The 22,580-nt window shown below is 67.2% G+C and carries 16 protein-coding genes; 10 read left to right on the forward strand and 6 right to left on the reverse strand.

Annotation, left to right across the window (positions count from 1 at the left end; translation table 11 throughout):
- The first annotated feature begins 16 nt into the window (after positions 1-16).
- The 3 genes from hemB (at position 17) to hemL (ending at position 3,464) form a co-directional block, all read left to right on the forward strand.
- Positions 17-1,000: a porphobilinogen synthase gene (gene hemB, locus J2T23_RS03735; protein ID WP_307357350.1), complete on the forward strand. Its 984-nt coding sequence runs from the start codon at positions 17-19 to the stop codon at positions 998-1,000.
- Complete coding sequence (locus tag J2T23_RS03740) at positions 997-2,070, forward strand: LLM class flavin-dependent oxidoreductase (RefSeq protein ID WP_307357354.1); 1,074 nt, start codon at positions 997-999, stop codon at positions 2,068-2,070. The genes hemB and J2T23_RS03740 overlap by 4 nt, the downstream gene beginning before the upstream one ends.
- A gap of 62 nt (positions 2,071-2,132) precedes the next feature.
- Positions 2,133-3,464 (forward strand): glutamate-1-semialdehyde 2,1-aminomutase, encoded by a 1,332-nt coding sequence (hemL, locus tag J2T23_RS03745; protein ID WP_307357357.1) that lies wholly within the window; start codon positions 2,133-2,135, stop codon positions 3,462-3,464.
- Positions 3,465-3,569: 105 nt separating this feature from the next.
- Here the strand turns inward: hemL and J2T23_RS03750 are convergent, their stop codons facing one another.
- From J2T23_RS03750 to J2T23_RS03765, 4 genes are all read right to left on the reverse strand, one after another.
- The gene (locus J2T23_RS03750; protein ID WP_141159926.1) at positions 3,570-4,307 is read right to left on the reverse strand and encodes an amino acid ABC transporter ATP-binding protein; all 738 of its coding nucleotides are present in this window, start codon (positions 4,305-4,307) and stop codon (positions 3,570-3,572) included.
- Positions 4,304-5,068 carry an amino acid ABC transporter permease gene (locus J2T23_RS03755; RefSeq protein ID WP_141159927.1) on the reverse strand — a complete coding sequence of 255 codons (765 nt, stop codon included), beginning with the start codon at positions 5,066-5,068 and terminating at the stop codon, positions 4,304-4,306. Before J2T23_RS03755 ends, J2T23_RS03750 begins: the two co-directional genes overlap by 4 nt.
- Before the next feature lie 12 nt (positions 5,069-5,080).
- Entirely contained in the window at positions 5,081-6,031 is a 951-nt protein-coding gene (locus J2T23_RS03760; RefSeq protein ID WP_141159928.1) for an ABC transporter substrate-binding protein, read from the reverse strand.
- 332 nt (positions 6,032-6,363) lie between these two features.
- Entirely contained in the window at positions 6,364-7,074 is a 711-nt protein-coding gene (locus tag J2T23_RS03765; RefSeq protein ID WP_141181954.1) for a 3'-5' exonuclease, read from the reverse strand.
- 63 nt (positions 7,075-7,137) lie between these two features.
- On the opposite strand from J2T23_RS03765, the gene J2T23_RS03770 reads away from it, so the two are divergent.
- Genes J2T23_RS03770 through J2T23_RS03780 form a run of 3 tightly spaced genes read left to right on the forward strand, consistent with a single transcriptional unit; the run spans position 7,138 to position 14,383 of the window.
- Entirely contained in the window at positions 7,138-7,554 is a 417-nt protein-coding gene (locus tag J2T23_RS03770) for an MGMT family protein (RefSeq protein ID WP_141159930.1), read from the forward strand.
- Positions 7,551-10,880: an ATP-dependent helicase gene (locus tag J2T23_RS03775; RefSeq protein ID WP_370871386.1), complete on the forward strand. Its 3,330-nt coding sequence runs from the start codon at positions 7,551-7,553 to the stop codon at positions 10,878-10,880. The genes J2T23_RS03770 and J2T23_RS03775 overlap by 4 nt, the downstream gene beginning before the upstream one ends.
- A complete protein-coding gene (locus tag J2T23_RS03780) occupies positions 10,877-14,383 on the forward strand; it encodes an ATP-dependent helicase (protein ID WP_307357367.1) in 3,507 nt (1,168 codons plus the stop codon). The genes J2T23_RS03775 and J2T23_RS03780 overlap by 4 nt, the downstream gene beginning before the upstream one ends.
- A 57-nt stretch (positions 14,384-14,440) precedes the next feature.
- Here J2T23_RS03780 and J2T23_RS03785 read toward each other — a convergent pair whose 3' ends face one another.
- Positions 14,441-15,712 carry a macrolide 2'-phosphotransferase gene (locus tag J2T23_RS03785; RefSeq protein WP_141181952.1) on the reverse strand — a complete coding sequence of 424 codons (1,272 nt, stop codon included), beginning with the start codon at positions 15,710-15,712 and terminating at the stop codon, positions 14,441-14,443.
- A gap of 143 nt (positions 15,713-15,855) precedes the next feature.
- On the opposite strand from J2T23_RS03785, the gene nudC reads away from it, so the two are divergent.
- Genes nudC through J2T23_RS03800 form a run of 3 tightly spaced genes read left to right on the forward strand, consistent with a single transcriptional unit; the run spans position 15,856 to position 19,685 of the window.
- Positions 15,856-16,878 (forward strand): NAD(+) diphosphatase, encoded by a 1,023-nt coding sequence (gene nudC, locus J2T23_RS03790; RefSeq protein ID WP_307357370.1) that lies wholly within the window; start codon positions 15,856-15,858, stop codon positions 16,876-16,878.
- Positions 16,879-16,932: 54 nt separating this feature from the next.
- Entirely contained in the window at positions 16,933-19,068 is a 2,136-nt protein-coding gene (locus tag J2T23_RS03795) for an ATP-dependent helicase (RefSeq protein WP_307357372.1), read from the forward strand.
- Positions 19,065-19,685 carry a M48 family metallopeptidase gene (locus J2T23_RS03800; protein ID WP_307357375.1) on the forward strand — a complete coding sequence of 207 codons (621 nt, stop codon included), beginning with the start codon at positions 19,065-19,067 and terminating at the stop codon, positions 19,683-19,685. Before J2T23_RS03795 ends, J2T23_RS03800 begins: the two co-directional genes overlap by 4 nt.
- A gap of 87 nt (positions 19,686-19,772) precedes the next feature.
- Here J2T23_RS03800 and J2T23_RS03805 read toward each other — a convergent pair whose 3' ends face one another.
- Positions 19,773-21,227 carry a zinc-dependent metalloprotease gene (locus J2T23_RS03805; RefSeq protein WP_307357378.1) on the reverse strand — a complete coding sequence of 485 codons (1,455 nt, stop codon included), beginning with the start codon at positions 21,225-21,227 and terminating at the stop codon, positions 19,773-19,775.
- A gap of 135 nt (positions 21,228-21,362) precedes the next feature.
- Between J2T23_RS03805 and J2T23_RS03810 the strand changes: the two genes are divergently transcribed.
- Positions 21,363-22,529 (forward strand): YlbL family protein, encoded by a 1,167-nt coding sequence (locus tag J2T23_RS03810; RefSeq protein ID WP_370871387.1) that lies wholly within the window; start codon positions 21,363-21,365, stop codon positions 22,527-22,529.
- Positions 22,530-22,580: the final 51 nt, after the last annotated feature.

The following is a 22,580-nucleotide window of genomic DNA, read 5'->3' on the forward strand; positions in this document are numbered from 1 at the left end:
GCGAAGGACAGGACCCATGACTTTCCCCACCCAACGCCCCCGCCGCCTGCGCACCACCCCCGCCATGCGCCGGATGACCGCCGAAACGCGCCTTTCACCGGCCGAACTCATCCTTCCGGCCTTCATCAGGGAAGGACTCGCCGAGCCCAACCCCATCACGTCCATGCCCGGCGTGGTCCAGCACACCACCGACACGCTGAAACGGGCCGCGGCCGAGGCCGTTGAACTTGGGCTGGGCGGAATCATGCTCTTCGGCATTCCTGAAACACGCGATCCTGAAGGCTCGGCTTCCCTTGACCCGGACGGCGTGCTGAACAAGGCCATCCGGGACGTCCGCGCCGAAGTGGGCGACGACCTGGTGATCATGAGTGACGTCTGCCTGGACGAATTCACCGACCACGGCCACTGCGGGGTGCTCGACGCCGACGGTTACGTGGACAACGACCGCACCGTTGAGATCTACGCCAGGATGGCAGTGGCGCAGGCTGAGGCCGGCGCGCACATGCTGGGCCCCTCCGGGATGATGGACGGCCAGATCGCCGCCATCCGCGCAGCACTGGATGAGGCCGGCCACGTCAACACTTCTGTCATCGCCTACGCCGCGAAGTACGCCTCCGCGTTCTACGGTCCTTTCCGCGAAGCGGTGGACTCCCAGCTCACGGGTGACCGGCGGACCTACCAGATGGATGCCGGGAACCGCACCGAAGCGCTGCGCGAGGTGGAACTGGACCTGGACGAAGGTGCCGACATCATCATGGTCAAGCCGGCCATGAGCTACCTGGACATCGTGGCAGACGTGGCCGCCATGAGCCCGGTGCCCGTGTCCGCTTATCAAATCTCCGGCGAATACGCGATGATCGAGGCCGCCGCCGCCAACGGGTGGATCGACCGCCGGTCGGCTATCACCGAATCCGTGCTGGGCATCCGCCGGGCCGGAGCGCACACGGTGCTCACCTACTGGGCCACCGAACTGGCCGGCTGGCTGAAGGAAACCCGGTGACCGACCCGTCCGGCTCTCCCACCGCACCCGTGGGGGAAGACCGCATCCTCCTCGGCCTGAACACCTTCGGCGACGTCGGTGAGGCCCCCGACGGCAGCCCGCAGCCGCATGCCCAGGTCCTGCGCCAGCTGCTGGAACAGGCTGAACTGGCTGACGCCGTCGGCCTCCATGCCTTCGGCGTAGGGGAGCACCACCGCAAGGACTACGCCGTGTCCGCGCCGGAGGTCTTCCTTGCCGCTGCCGCCGCCCGCACGTCCCGCATCCGCCTGGGCTCCGCGGTGACGGTGCTGAGCTCGGACGATCCCATCAGGGTGTTCCAGCGCTTCGCCACCGTGGACGCCATCTCCAACGGCCGGGCGGAAGTCATGCTGGGGCGCGGATCCTTTATCGAATCCTTCCCGCTGTTCGGCCTGGACCTGGCGGACTACGAAGTCCTGTTCGAGGAAAAACTTGAACTGTTCGACAAGGTCCGCGCACAGAAGCCTGTGCACTGGGAAGGCCGCACCCGCCCGGCCCTCGCCGGCCTGAGCGTCTATCCGCCCCTGGAGCACCACCTGCTGCCCACCTGGATCGGCGTGGGCGGCACACCGGAATCTGTCCTCCGGTGTGCCCAGTACGGGTATCCGATCATCTTCGCCATTATCGGCGGCCAGCCGCGGGGCTTCCGGCCCCTGGCCGACCTTTACCGGGAAGCGATGGGCAAGTACGGGCACCCGATGCAGCAGATGGCCACCCACTCTCCCGGCCATGTTGCCGATACGGACGAACAGGCACGGGAAGAGCTCTATCCCCACTGGCTGGCACTCCGGAACAGGCTTGGAGCCGAGCGTGGCTGGGGTCCGGCCGGCCGCGGTGAGTTCGATGCACTCTGTTCCACAGAAGGCGCACTCTACGTCGGATCACCGGAAACCGTGGCCCAAAAAATTGTCCGGCTGAAGCGGAACCTGGGGGTTGACCGTTTTGACCTCAAATACAGCAACGGGCCTCTGCCGCACACGGCCATGATGCGCTCGATCGAACTGATGGGCACGGCGGTGGCGCCCCGCGTGGCCGAGCTGCTCGCCGGCTGACCCTGCCAAGGGGGCCCTTGCGGCTAACTTGAGCTTTCCCGCTTACTGAGAGAATAGGAACCATGACTTCCAGCAATCCTCGCAATGAGGCACTCTTCGACCGCGCCCGCCAGTTGATGCCGGGCGGCGTCAACTCGCCGGTGCGGGCTTTTGGCTCCGTGGGCGGGACCCCGCGCTTCATGGTCTCCGCCAAGGGACCGTACCTGACGGATGCCGACGGCAAGGAATACGTGGACCTGGTCTGCTCATGGGGACCTGCCCTGCTCGGACACGCCCATTCGGCCGTGCTGGAGGCCGTGCATGCCGCCGTCGACCGGGGACTCTCCTTTGGCGCGTCCACCCCGGACGAGGCAAACCTGGCGGAGATCGTCCAGGAGCGCGTCCCTGCCGTCGAACGCCTCCGGATGGTGTCCACCGGAACCGAAGCCACCATGACCGCTGTCCGGCTGGCCCGCGGGTTCACCGGCCGCAACCTGATCATCAAATTCGCCGGCTGCTACCACGGCCACCTCGACGGACTCCTGGCCGCGGCCGGCTCCGGGCTGGCAACCCTGGCCCTGCCCGGGTCCGCCGGCGTCACGGAAGCGACCGCGGCGGAGACGCTGGTGCTGCCCTACAATGACCTCGCGGCCGTCAAGGAAGCCTTCGCTGTCCACGGCCCCAATATTGCCGCCGTCATCACCGAAGCAGCGCCGGCGAACATGGGCGTCGTCACCCCCGGCGAGGGATTCAACCACGGACTTTCGCAGATCACGCGGGAGCACGGCGCACTCCTCATCGTCGACGAGGTCCTGACCGGATTCCGCACCGGCTACTCCGGCTACTGGGGCCTTACCGGCGGTGCACCGGATGCCGAGGAACCATGGACCCCTGACCTGCTCACCTTTGGCAAGGTCATCGGCGGCGGGATGCCGACGGCGGCCCTCGGCGGACGTGCCGACGTCATGGACCACCTCGCGCCCACCGGCCCCGTCTACCAGGCCGGTACACTGTCCGGAAACCCGGTGGCCATGGCTGCCGGCGTGGCAACCCTGACCCATGCGACCCGCGACGTCTACTCCTTCATCGACGTCCGCTCGCTGGAACTGTCCTCGGCCCTCTCCAGCGCCCTGGACGCCGCAGGGGTGGACCACTCCATCCAGTTCGCCGGGAACCTCTTCTCGGTGGCCTTCGGCACCTCGGCCAACGGCGTCCACAACTACGCCGACGCCCAGGCACAGGAAGCTTTCCGCTATGCGCCGTTCTTCCACTCGATGCTGGACTCCGGGGTCTACCTGCCGCCGTCCGTCTTCGAGGCCTGGTTCCTGTCGGCCGCGCACGACGACGACGCCATGAACCGGATTTACGACGCACTGCCTGCCGCGGCCCAGGCGGCCGCAGCCGCCCAGGGCTAGCGCCGCCGCGGGCGACAGGCGCGTCCCGCCGTCGCCATCTCGCGGAAGACAAAAAGAAATCCCCGGCTGCAGGCTGCAGCCGGGGATTTCTTTATGCCGTGGGCGTTACAGGACATCCGAGAGGAAGCCCTTGAGCCGGTCGGTCTTTGGCTCGGTGAACAGCTGCTCGGGCGGCCCGGACTCCACCACAACACCGGCGTCCATGAATGTCACGGCATCGGAGACGTTGCGGGAGAAGCCCATTTCGTGGGTCACCACCACCATGGTCATGCCGCCCTTGGCGAGGTCCGCCATCAAGGCCAGGACGCCCTTGACCAGCTCGGGGTCCAAGGCAGAAGTGGCCTCGTCGAAGAACATCACCTCGGGCTTCATGGCCAGCGCACGGGCGATGGCCACGCGCTGCTGCTGGCCGCCGGAGAGGTTGGCGGGCCGGGAATCAGCCTTGTGCTTCAACCCGACAAGGTCCAACTGCTCCAGGGCCTCGGCCTGCGCTTCCTCCTTGGAGAGCTTGCGCAGTTTCCGCAGGGCAAGGGAGACGTTTTCCACCACCGTTTTGTGCGGGAACAGGTTGAACTGCTGGAACACCATCCCGATCCGGCGCCGGAGTTCATCCGGGTTGTCCTTCAGGACAGAACGCCCGTCCAAGAGGATGTCCCCCTGGTCAGGTTCGATCAGCCGGTTCATGACCCGCAGCAGGGTGGACTTGCCCGAACCTGACGGGCCGATGACCGACGCGGTAGTGCCCTGGGGAACGTGCAGGTCGATGCCCCGCAGCACGTGGTTGCTGCCGAAGGAAAGGTGGATGTTCCTGGCGCTCAGTGTGCCGGATGCGAACTCGCTCATGCCTGGGCTCCCTTTCCAACGACGGCTGCGGCCTCGTCCGGTTCTTTCTTTTCGGGCCGGCCGGTGCGGAGGCGCCGGTCGATCCAGTTCACGAAGTGGGTCAGCGGAACGGTCAATGCCAGGTAGAACACCGCCGCAGCGACGTAGGGCGACAAGTTGCCGCTGGTGGACGCCGCGTCCTTGCCGATCTGGAAGATCTCGCGTTCGCTGGCCAGCAGCCCGAGCATGAAGACCAGGGAGGACTCCTTGATCAAGGCGATGAACTGGTTGACCAGGGCCGGAAGCACCCGCCGGACGCCCTGGGGTACTACTACCAGGCGCATGGCGGGGCCGTAGCCGAACCCCAGGGCACGGGTTGCTTCGAGCTGGCCCTTGTCCACGCTCTGGATGCCGGAGCGGAAGATTTCGCCGATGTAGGCGGCCGACATCAGGGACAGCGCGGCGATCGCCATTGGGTATGGGCTGGTGGATCCGGTCCATTGCCGGACGATCGGCCCGAATCCGAGCCCAATCACCAGGATGGTGAGGATGGGCGGCAGCCCGCGGAGCACATCCGTGTAGATGCGAGCAACCCAGCGGGCCCCGGCGTTCCGGGAAATCCCCATCAGGGCAAGCAGCATGCCAAGTACTGTTCCGATGACGCCGGACGAAACAGCCAAAACGAGCGTATTCGGAAGCCCGACGGCGAACATTTTGGGCAGGACGGCGCCGATCGCCTTCCAGTCAAGGAAGGTATCGGAGAGCAGTTTGAGGATATCCATGGAACGCCCGGGTTACTTCGCGGGAACCTGGACGGCTTTGCTGCCCGGCTTCCAGCCCTGCGGGGTCTGCTCCTTGGCGGTGGGCCGGTCCGTGTACCACTGGGCGGTGAGCTTGGTCCACGTACCGTCAGCAATGACGGCATCCAGGCCCGCGTTCAGGGCGTCAATCAGCGGCTTGTTGTCCTTGTTCACTGCGTACGCGGTGAAGTTCTGGGTGTTAACAACCTTTTCGGCGATCTTGGTGTTATCGCCGTCCTTCACCTGGCCGGTGGCCTGCTGCGAGGGTGCCACCCAGGCGTCGACCTGGCCGGACTTCACGTTGGCATAGACAGTGTTGTAATCCGGGAAACGGACCGGTTCAAGGCCGAGGGTGTTGGTGACGTAGTCGTCCTGAACGGTGCCCTGGACCACGCCGATGCGCACGCCGTCCTTGAGGTCGGCGAAGCCCTTGACCTTGGAATCGTTCTTGGTGACCACAGCCATGTAGCCGAAGTCATAGCCGTTCGTGAAGCCGACCGTCTCACGGCGCTTGTCCGTGGTGGAAATCGAGGAGGATCCGACGTCGAACTGCTTATTGGCCACCTGGGACAACAGGGCCGAGAAATCGGTGGAGGCGAATTCGACCTTGAGGCCCAGCTTGTCGCCAATGGCGCGCAGCAGTTCGTTGTCGTAGCCGGTGAACTTGCCGGAGGGGTCGATGAAGATGTTGGGCGGTGCGTCCGAAAGGGTGCCCACGCGCAGGGTGCCCTCGGTGATGAGGCCGAGCTTGGTCTTGTCGATCTTGTCGATCGGCGTCACGTCCGCAGTGGTGTACTTGTCCAGCGTCTGCTGGTCGCTGCCCTTCAGGGCATCGGTGGGGGTGCCGCTGGGCTGGGAAGATCCGCCGCCGCAGGCTGCGAGGGAAACCGCGAGGGCCAGCGCAACGGGAGCGGTAGTGAGCCACTTCATCGCTTTGATTTTCATCAGGTTGTCACTTTCATATGAGGCATACGTCGACCGGGCCGCAAGGCAGCGCTGTGGCGCCTGGCACCTGCCCGGCGCTGGTCCAGCAGTCCGGGGCAGGGGTGACCGCAAAACTTTATTGTCTCACCCGGGTAAATACTGGAAGTGGAATGAACAATGCGGAGGCTCTTATGATTTCTGCCGAATTTAATTCCGCTTCAGCGGCACAGCGGCACGCAGCTGAAGGGTGCTTAGGTCCCGCGGGCGAAGGATGCCACCTGCAATATCCCGACGTTTGTTAACCGGCGTGACTGTGACATGCCTCCCAAAAAGGGAGTGCGCCGGGGGTTAGCCTAGAAGCCCCCTGTGGTGGCGTCCTGGGGAGGGAGCACCGGCCAGTCTCCTTCAATGACGGCGGCCGGCTTCGTCTTGCGCAGGTACTCCTGGAAATCGGACGCCTGGCTCACCGCCCAGTCCACCTGCAGCTGGTGCAGTTGGCTTGCCGGCATCATCAGCTTGGGGAACTTGCCCGCCATCGCGTCCAGCACCCTGAGGGTAGCCAGGGCATCGGCCGCGGAGGTGTGTGCATTGTCCAGGACCACACCGTACTCCTCGCACAATGCAGTCAATGTCCGCTTGCCCTTCCGGTAGCGGTCAACCTGCTTGTTCATGATGTACGGATCCAGGACCGGGAAGCGGGACAGCTGCGGAATCCCGTACCGTGCGGACTCGGCAGCAAGGACCGTGAAGTCGTAGCTGGCGTTGAAAGCGATGACCGGAGTCCCGGAATCGAACAGGCCCTGCAGCACGGCCGCGACCTCCCGTGTGACCTCGTGGGCGGGACGCCCATCACGCCTGGCCTGTTCGGTGGTGATCCCGTGGACGTCACTTGCCTCTGCCGGAATCTCTACCCCCGGATCGGCCAGCCACTCATGTTCCTTAATGACCTCGCCCTGGTGGTCCACCACGGTGATCGAGGCCGTAACGATTCTCGCTGCGCGGGAATTACGGCCCGTGGTTTCCAGATCGAAGGCGGCGCGGGGGAGGCTGTTCCAGGAACTCATGCTTCAACGCTAAGGGGGCCCACCGACAATTCCGTGGAGCGCCACTGCGGCTAGATTGGATCAATGCGGAATGAGTACGTCCAAGCTGTCCTGGCCGTCGTGAGGCTGGTGCCGGCAGGGACGGCCGTATCCTACGGCGACGTGGCCGAGCTTCTTGGCTCGGGCGGCCCGCGCCAGGTCGGGTCCGTGATGAGCCATCATGGCGGCGGCGCCCCGTGGTGGCGGGTCCTGAAGGCCAGCGGCCATGCGCCCCCGGGACACGAGGCCGAGGCTTTGCTCCTCTACCTCGAAGAAGGCACTCCACTGGTGGGCGATCACGAGTCGTTCCTCCGTACCGGAGAGGGGCGGTGGCGGGTGGACCTGGCCGCCGCCCGCTGGGCACCGACCGACAGTGATTTTGACAATATCGATGCAGTTGCAGAGGACCTGGAGCGTCGGCTCCACCGGTTGTCGGTACCTGATGATGGAATGGTTTTGTGACCGTAACAATCCCTTTGACCGGACCCTGGGACCCGCACTGGCAGGAGCCGGAGGCTGGCCGGGAGCCTGGGTTCTCCACTCCTGGACACACCGACGGCGGCGCCCTGCCGGCCCCTCCCGCGCTTCGGCTCCTGCCGCCACGCCGGATGCACGCCGGGTTGCTTCGGCTTACACCGGACCAGCAGGCGGCGGTCGACGTTACCCAAGGATCCGGACCGGTCCTGGTCCCGGGTGCACCGGGCACGGGAAAGACCACAGTGCTCGTTGATGCCGCTGTCCAGCGGGTCTTCCGCGACGGCGTCGACCCCGAACGCATGCTGATCCTCGCGCCCACCCGCCTTGCTGCCGATTTCCTCCGGGACAGTTTTACTGCCCGGCTGGACCGGAGCCTGAGCACTACGCCGGCCAGGACCTGGGCCTCGTACGCATTCGACCTGATCCGCCGAGCCAAGGCTGAAGGCGTCATATCCCTGCCCAGGCCGCCCCGCCTGCTGTCGGGCCCGGAGCAGGACCTCATCATCAAGGAACTCCTCGAGGGCCACAGGCTGCCGGGCCTGGAGCTGCCGTGGCCCAGCGATCTGGACGGCGCCCTCGACACCAGGGGCTTCCGCCAGGAGGTGCGGCAACTCTTTGACCGCATTATCGAATCTGGCCGCACGGCGGAGGACCTTGCAAACTTGGCGGACGCCTGCGGCCGGCCGGACTGGAAAGCCGCGGCAGCGCTCTACGCCGAATACCGTGACGTTCTTGACCTGCGGATGCCTGAGGCCTTCGACCCCGCCGGAATCATCACAGCCGCCCGGCAGATCTTCCAGGACGCGCCGGAATTCCTCGCTGCCGAACGCGCAAGGCTGCAGGTGGTCCTGGTGGACGATATCCAGGAAGCAAACCCCGCCATCTTTGAGTTGCTGGCCGATATTGCGGCAGGCAAGGACTGCTACGTGACGGCGTCGCCGGACACGGTGGTCCAGGGATTCAGGGGAGCCCGGCCGGATCTTGTGGCTGAACTGCCCCGGCTGCTGGCCACGCAGAACACCATCATCGAGCGTCCGCTGGGGTATGCGCACGGACTGTCGCCCGCGGTGGCGGAGGCCTGGCTCAACGTCGCTGGCCGCATCTCCCAACGTGCCGGGGGCCAGCTGGCGCGCCGTCTCACGGAGCCCGCACAAGCCGGCCACCCCGGCAGCGTGGAGGCGCACCTGGTTCCTACACCGGTGCATGAGCTGCGGTACGTCGCCCAGCGGATCCTGGACCAGCACATAAACCACAACCGTGATTTGGCAGACATGGCTGTCATCGTGCGCAATGGCGGCCAGGTCAGCGAACTGCAGCGCTACTTGTCCGGCCAGGGGATTCCCGTCCGGGTACCCGTGGCGGAATCGGCGGTCCGCGACGAAGTAGCCGTACGCCCGCTCCTGGACGCCTTCGCCATCGCCCTGGACCCGGAGCTTCTGACACCCGAAGCGGCGGTATCCCTTCTTACCTCACGGATCGGAGGCGCCACCTCCATCGAACTGCGCAGGCTCCGGCAATCACTGCGGCGCGAGGAATTGCTGGGCGGCGGGGGCCGGGCCAGTGATGCGCTGCTGGTCCAGGCCCTGCTTGAGCCGGGTGCGCTGGGCGCGTTGGGGATCGAAGGGCGCGCTGCACGGCGCACGGCGCGGATGATCCACGCGGGGCGGGAGGCGGCTGGAATGCCGGGTGCCAACGCAGAATCGGTACTGTGGGCGCTCTGGGACTCGACAGGGCTTTCGGCGGCCTGGACACGGACGGCCTTGTTGGGGGGTCCGCACGGGGCACGGGCTGACCGCGACCTTGACGCCATGATGGCGCTGTTCCATACGGCCGAACGCTACGTGGACCAGATGCCCGGCGCCGGCCCCGAACAGTTCCTCGAGTACCTCCTCAACCAGGAGCTTCCCATGGATACCCTGGCCGCCCGTGCCCAGCTCGAGGACGCAGTGGAGCTAATGACGCCGGCCAGTGCGGCGGGCCGGGAATGGCCCGTGGTGATCATTGCGGGCCTGCAGGAAGGGGTGTGGCCCAACACGAGGCTCCGTGGTGAGCTGCTCGGCAGCACCCTGTATGCGGACGCCGTGGAGCACGGTCCGGAGTACGCCCTCCAGCGCGACCCCCTTAGCCGGCTGCGGGATATCCGCTATGACGAGTTGCGCAGTTTCTCCACGGCCGTGTCCAGGGCACGCGAACTGCTGGTCTGCACCGCGGTCTCGTCGGAGGACCACCAGCCGTCGTCATTCCTGGATTTCGTTGCACCGCTGGGACCGGACGAAGGCGGCCGGGCTTTCACCCAGGTGGAACGGCCCATGACGCTGCGGGCCCTGGTTGCCGAGCTTCGGCAGCATGCCCAGCTCGACGGCGGGACGCCGCAGGCTGCGGAAGCGGCGAGGGTCCTGGCCCATCTCGCCGCGGCCGAGCCAGCCGTTGCCGGAGCGCACCCGGACAGCTGGTGGGGCCTGGTCCCGCTGACCTCCGCCGACGCGGTGGTCCCGCCCGGGGGCACGGTGTCCGTATCGCCGTCAAAGGTCGAGACGGTGCAGAAGTCGCCGTTGGACTGGTTCGTCCAGGCAGCCGGAGGGGAGCCTGCCACCGACTTCGCCCGGAGCCTGGGGACCCTGGTGCACGGAATCGCCCAGGACATGCCGGACGCGGCAGGATCCGAGTACGTCGCCGAACTGGTGCGGCGGTGGCCGGCGCTCGGTATGAAGGACAACTGGGAGGGGCGCCTGGACTTCCAGCGAGCCGAAGTGATGGTGCGAAAGTTGGCGCACTATGTGCTCTCCATGAGGGGTGAGGGCCGCAGCCTGCTGGGCGTCGAACAGGACTTTGAAGTGGCCCTCGGCGCCGTGGCGGTGGATGACGCTGCACCGCGGGAAGCGGTACTCCGCGGCCAGGTGGACCGCTTGGAAATCGATGGCGAAGGCCGCCTGGTGGTGGTTGACCTCAAGACCGGAAAACGGCAGCCCGGCAAGGACGAACTGTCCCGCCACCCGCAGCTGGGCGCCTACCAGGCTGCTGTCCTTGCCGGCGGGTTCAACGCCGCCTCCGGAGGCGGGCAGGGACTGTCCGGCGGCGCCGTGCTGGCGCAGCTTGGGACCGGGGCGAAGAGCCCGGCCATCCAGCAGCAGGAACCACTCAACCCCGAGGAGAACTGGGCCATGGACATGGTCAAGGAGGCTGCCGCCGTCATGGGCGGAAGCGAATTCATCGCGCGCCATGACCCCGCCAAAGGCAGTCACGGCGGCCACGGCTGCCGGCTTCCCGAGGTGTGCCCGCTGTGCGTGCGTGGACGGCAGGTGACCGAATGAGCGGGCTGCCGGCCGCCGTCGCGGTCGCCGCTCCGGCCGTGCGTTTCAGCCCCGGGGAACTCTCCGCGCTGCTTGGCGAGAAGAACACCCCCACGCCCGAGCAATCCGCCATCATTTCGTCCCCCTTGGCGCCACGGCTGGTCATTGCGGGCGCCGGCTCGGGTAAAACCGCCACCATGGCGGACCGGGTGGTGTGGCTGGTGGCCAACGGTTGGGTCACCCCCGAGGAAGTCCTGGGCGTGACGTTCACCCGCAAGGCAGCCGGCGAACTCGCCAGCCGGATCCGGTCAAAGCTCCTGGCGCTGCAGCGTATTGCTGCCAAGGACAGCGCGCATGAGGTCTTTCCGGAGGGCTTGCTCAGCAGCGAGGCCCTGGAGCCCAAGGTGTCCACCTACCATTCGTTTGCCAGTGGCGTCGTGTCCGACTATGGGCTGCGGCTTGGCGTGGAGCGGGACGTTGTTCTGCTCGGCGGTGCGCAGGCCTGGCAGCTGGCCAGCGAAGTGGTTGAAGCGTACGACGGCGAATACCAGCACTTCCGGGCCGCTAAATCCACCCTGGTGAAGGCCGTGATCCAGCTGGCCGGGGAATGCGCAGAGCACCTCCAGGAGCCCGAGGATGTGGAGGCGTGGCTGATGGCCCGCCTGTCCGAGTTCGAATCCCTGCCCTACCTGGCCGACAAGAAGAAGAGCACGCCAAAGGCAGCATTGGACCTTGGCGGGATGTTGCGGACCAGGGCAAGCGTTGCCGACATGGTGGGCCGCTACGCCGCGGCCAAACGGGCGCGCGGGGCACTGGATTTCGGTGACCTGGTTGCCCTTGCCGCCAAGGTGGCGCAGGACGTGCCGCTGGCGGCCCAGATGGAGCGGCAACGGTACAAGGTGGTTCTCCTTGACGAATTCCAGGACACCTCGTACGCCCAGTTGGTGCTCTTTTCCCGGCTGTTCGGCGGCGGCCACGCCGTGACGGCTGTCGGAGACCCCAATCAGTCCATTTACGGGTTTCGTGGTGCTTCGGCAGGGCAGTTGTTTCATTTCGTCCGCGAGTTCCCGATGCGCACCGGAGCGGCGGAGGAAGAAGGCTGCTGGGCGCCCGCGCCAACCTCCTACCTGACCACGGCCTGGCGTAATGGCCGGTCCATCCTTGCAGCAGCCAATGTCATGTCGCAGTCCCTGGGCCGGGCGGCGGCCTCCAACGGGCCAGCCGGAAGCAGGACGCCCGCTGCCGAAGTCCCTCCACTGCGGCCGAGTCCCCATGCAGTGGACGGAACAGTAGTGCTGGGGCGTTTCGCCAGCGATGTCGAAGAAGCTGCTGCGCTGGCCGACGACGTCCTGAGGTACCGGCTGACTGACTTCGAGCTGAATCCCGATGGCACGGCCGAACCGCCGGCGCTTGCCGTACTGTGCCGCAGGCGCGCCCAGATGGAGCCGGTCCGGCGTCAGTTCGAAGCCCGGGGGATTCCCTACGAAATCGTGGGCCTCGGGGGGCTTCTGGACACCCCGGAGATAGTGGACCTAGTAGCCACCCTGCGCGTCCTTGCCGATCCCGGCCGCTCCGATGCCCTCATGCGGCTGATCGCAGGCGCCCGGTGGCGCATCGGCCCGGCCGACCTCATGGCCCTGCGCGACTGGTCGAGCCAGCTCGCACGGAGCCGCGGAAGGGCCCCGCAGGGGTTCGAGCCCGACGACCAGGACAACGGTGGCGAGGCAGAGGACCCGGTCCTCGAAGGGGACCTGACCGACGCCGCCAGCCTGGTGGAGGCACTTGATTTCCTGCCACGGGAAGGGTGGACCTCATCCAATGGCCGCACCCTCAGCATGGAGGCCCGCAGCAGGCTGGCGAAATTGTCGCTCGAGTTAAGGCAGCTCCGCGGCTACCTGGGAGACGACCTCACAACGCTTCTGGGGGAGGTGGAACGGGCCATGCTGCTGGATATCGAAGTGGCGGCCCGGCCCGGAATCAGCATCCACCAGGCGCGCCGCAACCTCGATGCTTTCCAGGATGCGGCCGCCGGGTTCCTCCGCACCTCGCAGCGGGTGGACATCCTCGCCTTCCTGTCTTGGCTTGAGGCGGCGTCGGCGGAAGAAAACGGGTTGGAAGCGCCGGCCAGTGACGTAAACCGCGAAGCCGTCCAGTTGCTGACGGTGCACGCTTCCAAAGGCCTCGAGTGGGACGTTGTGTTTGTCCCGGGCATGAACGCGGGAGCGTTTCCCAGCGACCGGGACTCGCGCTGGAGCAGCGGGTCCGCCGCGCTTCCGTGGCCCCTCCGCGGTGACCGCGCAGACCTGCCGCAGTGGGACCTCGACCAGCCGGACCAGAAAGGCTGGCTGGATGCCGAGAAGGAATACAAGGCCGGCGTCCAGGCCCACGGGGAATCGGAGGAACGCCGGCTGGCTTACGTTGCCTACACCAGGGCCAAGCATGTCCTGTGGGTCTCCAGTGCCGCGTGGGTGGGATCGCGGGCCGGACGCGCGGAAATGTCTCCGTTCCTCGCAGAGCTTGAAGCCCTGACGCAGCCGGCTGATGGCGGGCCGCCGAGCGCAGTCGTCCACAAGCTGTCGCTCGACGAGGCCGCTTTGCCGCTCCAGAGCCCGTTGACGCTGGAAACTGAAGAAGCCCGCTGGCCCTACGATCCCCTGGAGGGACCCGTGGACCCGCGGACCGGTGAACGCCTTCGGTTGGCCCGCGGGCGCAGGACAGCCATGGAAGCTGCGGCCCAGCGGGTGCTCGGAATACTGGACACCGGTGATACCCAGACCGATCGGGGCGGCGGTGCAGCAGAGGGGAACAGCCCAGGGACGGACGGCAGTCCGCTGCCCGGACTTACGGGGGCAGCGGCAGGTTGGGCCCACGAAGCTTCGCTGCTGCTGGAGCGCAGGGCAAGGAGGTCAAGCGGCCAGGACGTGCACCTGCCCACCCACATTTCAGCTTCCACGCTGGTTGACCTCGGGGACGACCCCCAGGCGGTCCTTGGCAGGCTGCGCCGTCCGGTACCACGCGAACCCGGCATGTCGGCCCGGAAGGGCACGGCTTTCCACGCCTGGGTAGAGGAATATTTCGGCCGGGCCGGGATGCTGGACCTCGGCGAAGCGCCTGGCTCGGACGACCACATCGACGCTGCCTACGACCTGGACCAGATGGTGGCCACATTCAAGGCTTCCCCCTGGGCTGACCGGTCACCGGCCTTCGTGGAGGTCCCCGTGGAAACCCGGGTGGGGGAAGTGGTGGTGCGTGGCCGGGTTGACGCTGTGTTCCAGGATGCCGACGGGCGCTGGGACCTGGTGGACTGGAAGACCGGACGCCGGCCGTCCGCCGCGCAGCTGAAGATCCGGTCGGTACAGCTGGCGGTCTACCGGCTCGCGTGGGCACGCCTCAAGGATGTTCCGCTGAAAGAAGTGCGGGCCGCATTCTTCTACGTTGCCGACAACGCCGTGGTGCGGCCGCACGACCTTGGGACGGCGGCCGAGCTGGAAGGAATCGTCGCCGCTGCGCTTGCCAAACCTTGAGCCGGCCCGGCCGTCAGGGGAACCCCTGATGGCGGCCGGGCGGGCCGCCCGGTCCTGTCAGCCCCGGTTGGCGTTGATGACCGAGATGGCAGCCGTGGACGTGTCGTCCGGACCCTTGGTTTCGCCAGGCCGGGATTCCCCGCCGGCAACTTCCGCCGGGGCTGGCTCCACGGGGATGGGCGTCACGTGCACGGCGGGCTCTGCCGCCATGGCAGGCAGTGTCTGCGGACCGGGCTTGTCCCCTGCTGCCGGTTTGGCGGGTAGCGGGATGACGGTCACGGCGGGGCTGACAGCAGAACTGCCGCCCTGGGGTGCGGGGGCGGTTGCCCCGGTTCCAGGCTGCGCCGGCGCGGGCACCGCGGTACCGGCGGGCGTGTCCTTGGCCGGGAGCGGTTCGACGCTGATCGGCTGGCCCCCGAATTCGGCGATGTCGCCGGCAAGGCTCTCCAGCATGTCTTCGGCCTCGCGGACCATGTCCTGGTCCCCGGCCGCAAGCCCCTTGACCAGGTATTGTGCCAGGGCAAACTCGGCAGACAGTGCGGCCCGGCGCAGCAAGTGCTGGTCCGGCACGTCGCGGCGGCTGGAGGTGTAGGACTTCAGGACAGCGTCAATGAAGTCCTGTTCGTTGGAGGCCACCAGCCAGGCGAAGTCGTCTGCCGGGTCGCCGATGCGAAGGTCTGTCCAGCCGGTTACTGCGGTAACCCGTCCCGATTCGACCAGCAGGTTGTCTTCGTGCAGGTCGCCGTGGACCACGCACGGGTTGAACCGCCAGAGGGACACGTCCTCCATGGCATGTTCCCAGCGGCGCAGCAGTGCGGCGGGAATCTTGCCCGTGGTTGCTGCCTGGTCCAGTTCGTTCAGCCGCCGTTGGCGGAACTCGTTGGGGGTGTAGCTGGGCAGGTCGGCATTGCTGACCAGGGACCGGGGGAGGTCGTGGACCGCGGCCAGCGCCGAGCCGATTTCGCGGGCGAGCCCGGCCGGTCCGGACGTCAGCTCCTCGACGCTGCGAGTGCTCCCGGACAGGTGTGAGTAGACGAACGTGGTAAGGCTTCCCAGCCGGACGCTGCCGGCGACGGTGGGCATCAGGAACGGCAGTTCCGCCCGGACGGCAGGAGCAAAGGCACGGAGCACCAGGAACTCCGTTTCCAGCCGTGCACTGGCTTCGGCGTGCCGCGGCGACCGGACCCGCCAGCGCTTGCCTTCCGAATCAAGGAGCAGGGCCGAATCGAAGTCCGCGGGGTCATCCGGCGCGGAGCTAACAGCTGTCGGGGTCAGCCCAGGGACTGCCGCGGTTGCAATCGCCGCCAGTTCAATCGGTTTTCTTCTCACCGTTCCACGGTAGATTGCGCGCCGTCCCAGACGGCGGTCTGGCCGCGGCGAGTCTCCAGATAGCTGCAATTAGGGGGTACCCGCAGTACGAACGAGCCCAGCCCTGAATGTGAAATGTCGGTGGCAGTCAGTACGGTGGAAGCATGAGCCACACGGAGTCCGTCCTACCCGTCCACCAGGCTGTGCCGGCCCCGCTGCCGGCGAACCACCTCGTGGACACCCTGCTCCCGGTGAGGCCGGCACTGGTGGACCGCGGGTCCGCCGCACGCATCAGGCCCGGGATGATCGATGACCTGCTGGCCGGGACAGACGCGGTGGCGGCAATACTTTCAAGGCGGCAGGGCCTGGTGCGTGGGAGCAACCTCGTCCTGGTCAACGCCAGGGAGCTCCTGGACCGGCTCCAAGAGGCAGGATCAGCTCCGGAACTGGTGGTGTACCTGGGATCCGCACTGCCTGCCGCGGACATCCCGGCCGGGACCGAACTGCTGCTGTTTGTCCTGCCTGCACCTCCGGAGCCCGGCACCGCCGGCATTCCCGCGGATGCGTCCTGGGCAGGCTTCCGGGAAGTCGCCGGGGGCCTGACCGCCACTTCCACAGCCTTGTTCGTTGAAGCCAGCGCGATTGCCAACTGGCACTCAGCCCATACGCATTGTCCCCGCTGCGGAACGCCCACCGATGTTGAAGCCGGCGGCTGGGTACGCCGGTGCCCGGCGGACAATTCTGAGCACTATCCCCGGACTGATCCCGCCATCATCGTCACCGTCGTCGGCCCGGACGGCCGGCTGCTCCTTGGCGGCGGCGGCCCCGTGGATGCCCGGAACTACTCCACGCTGGCCGGGTTCGTGGAGCCGGGGGAGTCCCTGGAGGAAGCCGTAGTCCGCGAGATCCACGAAGAGGTTGGTGTCCGGGTGACCGGCTGCCAATACCTCGGCTCCCAGTCGTGGCCGTTCCCGGCCTCCCTTATGCTTGGATTTACCGCCGTCACCGAGGACGCCCAGGCAACGCCCGACGGCGTGGAGGTCACCAGGGCCCGCTGGTTCAGCCGCGAGGAGCTCCAGGAAGCGGTGCTTAGTGGCGAGATCACGATTTCCAGCAGGCTCTCCATTGCCCGCTCCCTGATTGAGCACTGGTACGGCGGCCGGATCCAGGACCTGGCCGGCGCCTAAGTTATTCATCCACCAGACTCCAGCACGCGGTAGTCGAGAAATAAAGCAGCAGAAGTGACTACAGAACATTTTGACGGAGCAGCCTCCCTGGAGGACCGGATCCTTGGCGGGCTCGATGCTGAACAGCGTGAGGTGGCCAGTACGCTGGGCGGCCCGTTGTGCGTGCTGGCCGGCGCGGGGACCGGAAAGACCCGTGCCATCACCCACCGCATTGCCTATGGCGTGCACTCCGGTGTGTACAGCCCGCAGCGCCTGCTCGCGGTGACGTTCACTGCCCGGGCGGCGGCGGAGATGCGCAGCCGCCTGCGGGATCTGGGTGCGGGAAACGTGCAGGCCCGCACTTTCCACGCCGCGGCGCTGCGGCAGCTGCAGTTCTTCTGGCCGCAGGCCGTCGGCGGCACCTTGCCGAACTTGCTGGACCACAAGGCCCAGCTGCTTGCCGAGGCCGCCCGGCGGCTCCGGCTCAGCACGGACCGGGCTTCAATCCGGGATCTTGCCTCCGAGATCGAATGGGCCAAAGTCTCGATGTTGACCCCGGCCAATTACCTCGAAAACGCCCAGGGGAGGGGCGCGCCCGGGGGATTCGACCTCACTGCCGTGGCCCGCGTTTTCCAGTCGTACGAGGACGTCAAGACGGACCGCAACGTGATCGACTTCGAGGACGTCCTGCTGATCACGGTGGGCATCCTGCAGGAGGACGAGAAGGTGGCTGCCACGGTCCGGGAACAGTACCGCCACTTCGTGGTGGATGAGTACCAGGACGTTTCCCCGCTCCAGCAGCGGCTCCTGGAGCTCTGGTTGGGCGGCCGTGACGAATTGTGCGTAGTGGGTGATGCCAGCCAGACCATCTACTCCTTCACCGGCGCATCGCCCAGGCACCTGCTGGACTTCAAGGCCCGTTATCCGCAGGCCAACGTGGTCAAGCTCGTCCGGGACTACCGGTCCACCCCGCAGGTGGTGAAACTGGCCAACGACCTGCTGGCCGGACGGCGCAGTGGCGGCCCCGCCGCCGACGCCGCCTGGGCCGCCCCCCTTCAGCTCGTGGCGCAGCGCCCCGCCGGCCCGGTGCCCCAGTTCACCGAATGCACGGATGACGAGGCAGAGGCCGCCACGGTGGCCCAGAAGATCAAGGCGCTGCTCGACGCCGGGACGCCGGCGAGCGAAGTAGCGGTCCTTTTCCGCACCAACGGCCAGTCCGAGGCCTACGAACAGGCGTTGGCTGCGGCAGGAATCGGCTACCAGCTCCGGGGCGGCGAACGCTTTTTTGCCCGCAAGGAGGTCCGGGACGCCATCCTCCAGCTCCGCGCAGCCACCCGGGCTGTTTCCGAAACCGACGCGCCGGAACCCCTGGGCCAGCTGGTGCGGGACATCGTCTCCTCCCTGGGCTATACGGATTCCGCTCCGCACAGCGGCGGGGCCTTGCGCGAGCGGTGGGAATCCTTGGCGGCGCTGGTGGCGCTCGCCGACGAACTCGTCCAAAACCGCGGCCCCCAGTTCGGCCTGGCGGACTTCGTCAACGAGCTCCAGGAACGCTCCCTGGCCCAGCATGCGCCGACAGTCCAGGGCGTTACCCTGGCGTCCCTCCACGCAGCCAAGGGCCTGGAATGGGATGCGGTCTTCCTGGTGGGGCTCAGCGAAGGCCTGATGCCCATCTCCTTTGCGGATTCACCCGAATCCGTGGATGAGGAACGGCGACTGCTCTATGTCGGCATCACCCGCGCCCGTGAACACCTCTACCTCTCCTGGAGCACAGCAAGGACTCCCGGCGGCCGCGCCAACCGGAAGCCGTCCCGGTTCCTGGACGGACTGCGGCCTGACTCGGTGGCCAGTTCAAGTGTCCGCGGGAAGGGTGCCCCGCCCCGCCGGAAGGCTGCCGCGCCTGCCGTATGCCGGGTGTGCGGCACCATGCTCGCCACCGGGGCCGAGCGCAAAGTGGGCCGCTGCAACGCGTGTCCGCCCAGCTACGAGGAACAGACCTTCGACGCCCTGCGGAACTGGCGCCGCGACGTCGCCCAGTCCGCGGACGTCCCCGCGTTCGTCGTGTTCACCGACGCCACCCTTACTGCGATTGCCGAGGCCCGGCCTGCCTCGCTGGAGGAACTGGCAGCCCTTGCCGGCGTCGGCCCCTCCAAGCTGGAAAAGTACGGCGAGGAGGTCCTCCGGGTCCTGGTCGAAAGCTCCGTCCTGTGAGCCGGGGCACACCGGCCGGCAGCGGCGCGCAGCAGCCAGCACCACAGGTCACCCCCGACGGCGTCCCCGTGGAGGTGCGGCGCTCCGCCCGGCGGACGCGGACGGTGGCTGCCTTCTGGGAGGACGGAACGGCGGTGGTCGCCATACCTGCCCGCTTTACCGCAGCCCAGGAACGGGAGTGGGTGCAGCGCATGCTGGCGAAGCTGCACAGGCAGGGGGAGCGGCGCGCTGCAGCGGGGCGCCGCCGCCCCGCGGGTGACGATGATCTTGCCGCCCACGCCGCTCGGCTGTCGGCACAGTACCTCGGCGGCCGGCCAGTTCCCACATCCGTGCGCTGGGTCAGCAACCAGAACTCCCGGTGGGGCTCGGCTACGCCCGCTGACGGGACTATCCGGCTGTCGGACAAACTGCGGCCCATGCCGCAGTGGGTTATCGACTACGTGCTGTTGCACGAACTGGCCCATCTCCTGGTGGCCTCCCACAACGCGGCGTTCTGGGAGCTGTTGGAGGCCTACCCGGAAACCCGGCGGGCCAAAGCATTCCTTGAGGGTGTTTCCTTCGCCACGGCCCGGGGCCTGGGCAGGGACGGCTCGGCAGGCAGCGGCGACGCCGACTAGTCCAAGTCCGGACCATCGAGCGGACTTAAACGCCCCGGCGGGCCAGGACCTTCCTGGCCCGCCGGGGCGTTCATCTGCTGCTATCCATCAGCTTTTGGGGTGGCCGGTTTCGCCGTCGTCGTCCTTCCCGCCGGCGTCCCCGGCGTCCTTGGCGGCGTCCCCGGTGTCCGGGGCGCCGCCCTCTTCGGCGGAGGTATCGTCAAACCCGCCACTGAGCAGTTTCTGCAGCGCGTCATCCACTTCGCTGTCGCTGGCTTCGGCGAGCTTGCGGCGTGAGCTGAAGCCCTTGGGATCGTCCAGGTCCTCGGCGGTGGGCAGGAGGTCGGGGTGGTGCCAAATGGCGTCGCGGCCCTCGATGCCGCGTTCGTCCTTCAGTGTGGCCCACAAGGTGGCGGCATCGCGCAGCCTCCTTGGCCGCAGCTCCAGCCCCACCAGGGAAGCGAAGGCGTGCTCCGCCGGGCCGCCGGTTGCCCTGCGGCGCCGTACGGTCTCCCGCAGCGCACCGGCTGATGGCAGCACCTTCTCGGTGGCCGCCGCAGTCAGTTCGTCCACCCAGCCCTCCACCAGGGCCAGCGCCGTCTCGAGCTTCTCCAGGGCCTGTTCCTGCGCGGGGGTCCGCTGCGGCATGAAGACACCCTGGGACAGGGCTTCCTGGATGCCCTCGGGGTTGCTCGGATCAAGGTCGCGGGCCAGTTCCTCGATGCGCGAGGTGTCGATGTGGATGCCGCGGGCGTAAGCCTCGATGGCGCCCAGCAGGTGTCCGCGCAGCCAGGGAACCTGCACGAAGAGCCGCGCGTGGGCTGCTTCCCGCACAGCCAGGAACAGGCGGATGTCGTTCTCCGGCAGGGACAGGCCCTCGCCGAAGGCCGCAACGTTTGCCGGCAGCAGCGCCATCTCGAGGTCGGCGAGCGGGACACCGATATCGGTGGAGCTCACTACGTCCTTGGACAGGGCACCTATGGCCTGGCCCAGCTGCATGCCGAAGATCGCGCCGCCCATGTTCTGCAGCATGGAGGAGGCGCCGCCCATCATGGACTTCATCTCCTCCGGCATCTGCTCCGTCATGGCGGAAGAGAGGGCGTTGGCGATGCTGTTGGCCACGGGTTCGGTCAACCGCTTCCAGGTGCCCAGGGTAGCCTCCACCCATTCCGCCCGCGACCAGGCTTTGCCGATCAGGCCGGTGGCGGGCAGGTCGGTGACCGGGTCCAGCCACAGTTCGGCAAGGCGAAGGGCCTCGTCCACGTCCCGGGACTGCTGCGCCGAAACCGACGGGTCGGAGGTTCCGGCGGCCACGCGCCGGGCGTTGTCGTGGGCCAGGGTCCAGTTCACGGGGCCCTCTGATGGGGCGCTCATCATGGCCTGCACCTGGGAGAACATCTGGGCCAGCAGGTTGGGGTCGTCCGGCAGGCCGGCAGCCTTGGCCAGCTCAGAGGGGTCGAAGTTTTCCATCCCCTTGCCGCCCATGAGGTTCTGCAGCATTTCGGTCAACGGATCCTTGGGGGTGTCGTCGCCGTTGGACGGATTGAGTGGGTTGGAGGTCATGGTCCCGCCGATCGATGGTGTGACTGTTGATCAACCTTCACGGTACCCCGGTGGGGGTCGGCTGTCTGCCGCCCGCCGCCGTCGTTCGCTCTAGGCAAAGCACCCCGGCGTGCCTCCACCGCGTACTGTTGGTGGGTGACTACAACCCGTGGCGGCCACCCCTCCGAGGACCACGTTCCAGGCCTTTCCCCGTTATCCAGCGCCGGCACGGCGGTTGCAGGCCACAGTCCCGGGGAGGACGACGGCGGGCGCCCCCGCAGACGGCTGTCCACGATGATGGTTGCCGGGCTGGCGGCGTTGGGGCTGGGAATAGCGGTGGGCACACTTCCAGTGCCGTATGTCATCGAATCGCCGGGGCCTACCTACAACACGCTGGGGCAAAGCCAGGGGCATCCCGTGATCAACGTCAGCGGCCACGAAACGTATCCCGCTGCCGGGAACCTGGACCTGACAACGGTGTACGTCGACGGCGGACCCACCGGATCCGTAAGCATCCTCAACGCCTTCTCCGCATGGCTGGACAGCTCCAAGGCCGTCTACCCGGTGGAACTGATCTACCCCACGGGAACCACCAAGGAGGAGGCCCAGGAGCAGAGCGCCGTGGCCATGGCCACGTCCCAGGAGAACGCCGTGGCCTCCGCCCTGAACGAACTCAAGATTCCTTTCGGCCAGCAGCTGCAGGCCGCGGGGCTGTCCAAGGACTCCGCATCCGCGGGAAAGATCCAGCAGGGGGACATCCTCAAGTCCATCAACGGCAAGGACATCACCTCGCTCGCCGTCATCCAGGATGAACTGGCTGCAGGGAAGGGAGCCCCGGCCGCGGTGACGGTGGAACGCGCCGGCCAGCCTGTCGCCCTTGAGGTGACGCCCAAAGACAATGGCCAGGGCCGCTTCATTCTCGGTGTCATGCTGAAGTACTTGTTCAGCTTCCCGTTCCAGGTGCAGATCTCGCTGGACAAGGTGGGCGGCCCCAGCGCCGGCCTGATGTTTTCACTGGGGATTATCGATACGGTGACGCCGGGCGACCTCACCGGCGGCAAGCACATCGCCGGCACGGGCACCATATCGCCGGACGGAACGGTGGGCCCCATTGGCGGCATCGGGCAGAAGATGCGGGGCGCGCGGTCCTCCGGTGCCACCCTCTTCCTGGCGCCCGCCGGCAACTGCGACGAGGTCGCCGGCCACATCCCGGGCGGCCTCCAAGTGGTGCGCGTGGAGAACCTCGGGGAGGCCCGGCACGCCGTGGAACTTGCCGGGAGCGGGCAGGACACATCCGCCCTCCCGGCGTGCACGGGCAAATAGGCCGCCTGCGCCATGCATAGACTGGGCCCAAACAGTTTCGACAGGAACTAA

This window comes from Pseudarthrobacter niigatensis (assembly GCF_030812615.1).
GTDB classification, from domain to species: domain Bacteria; phylum Actinomycetota; class Actinomycetes; order Actinomycetales; family Micrococcaceae; genus Arthrobacter; species Arthrobacter niigatensis.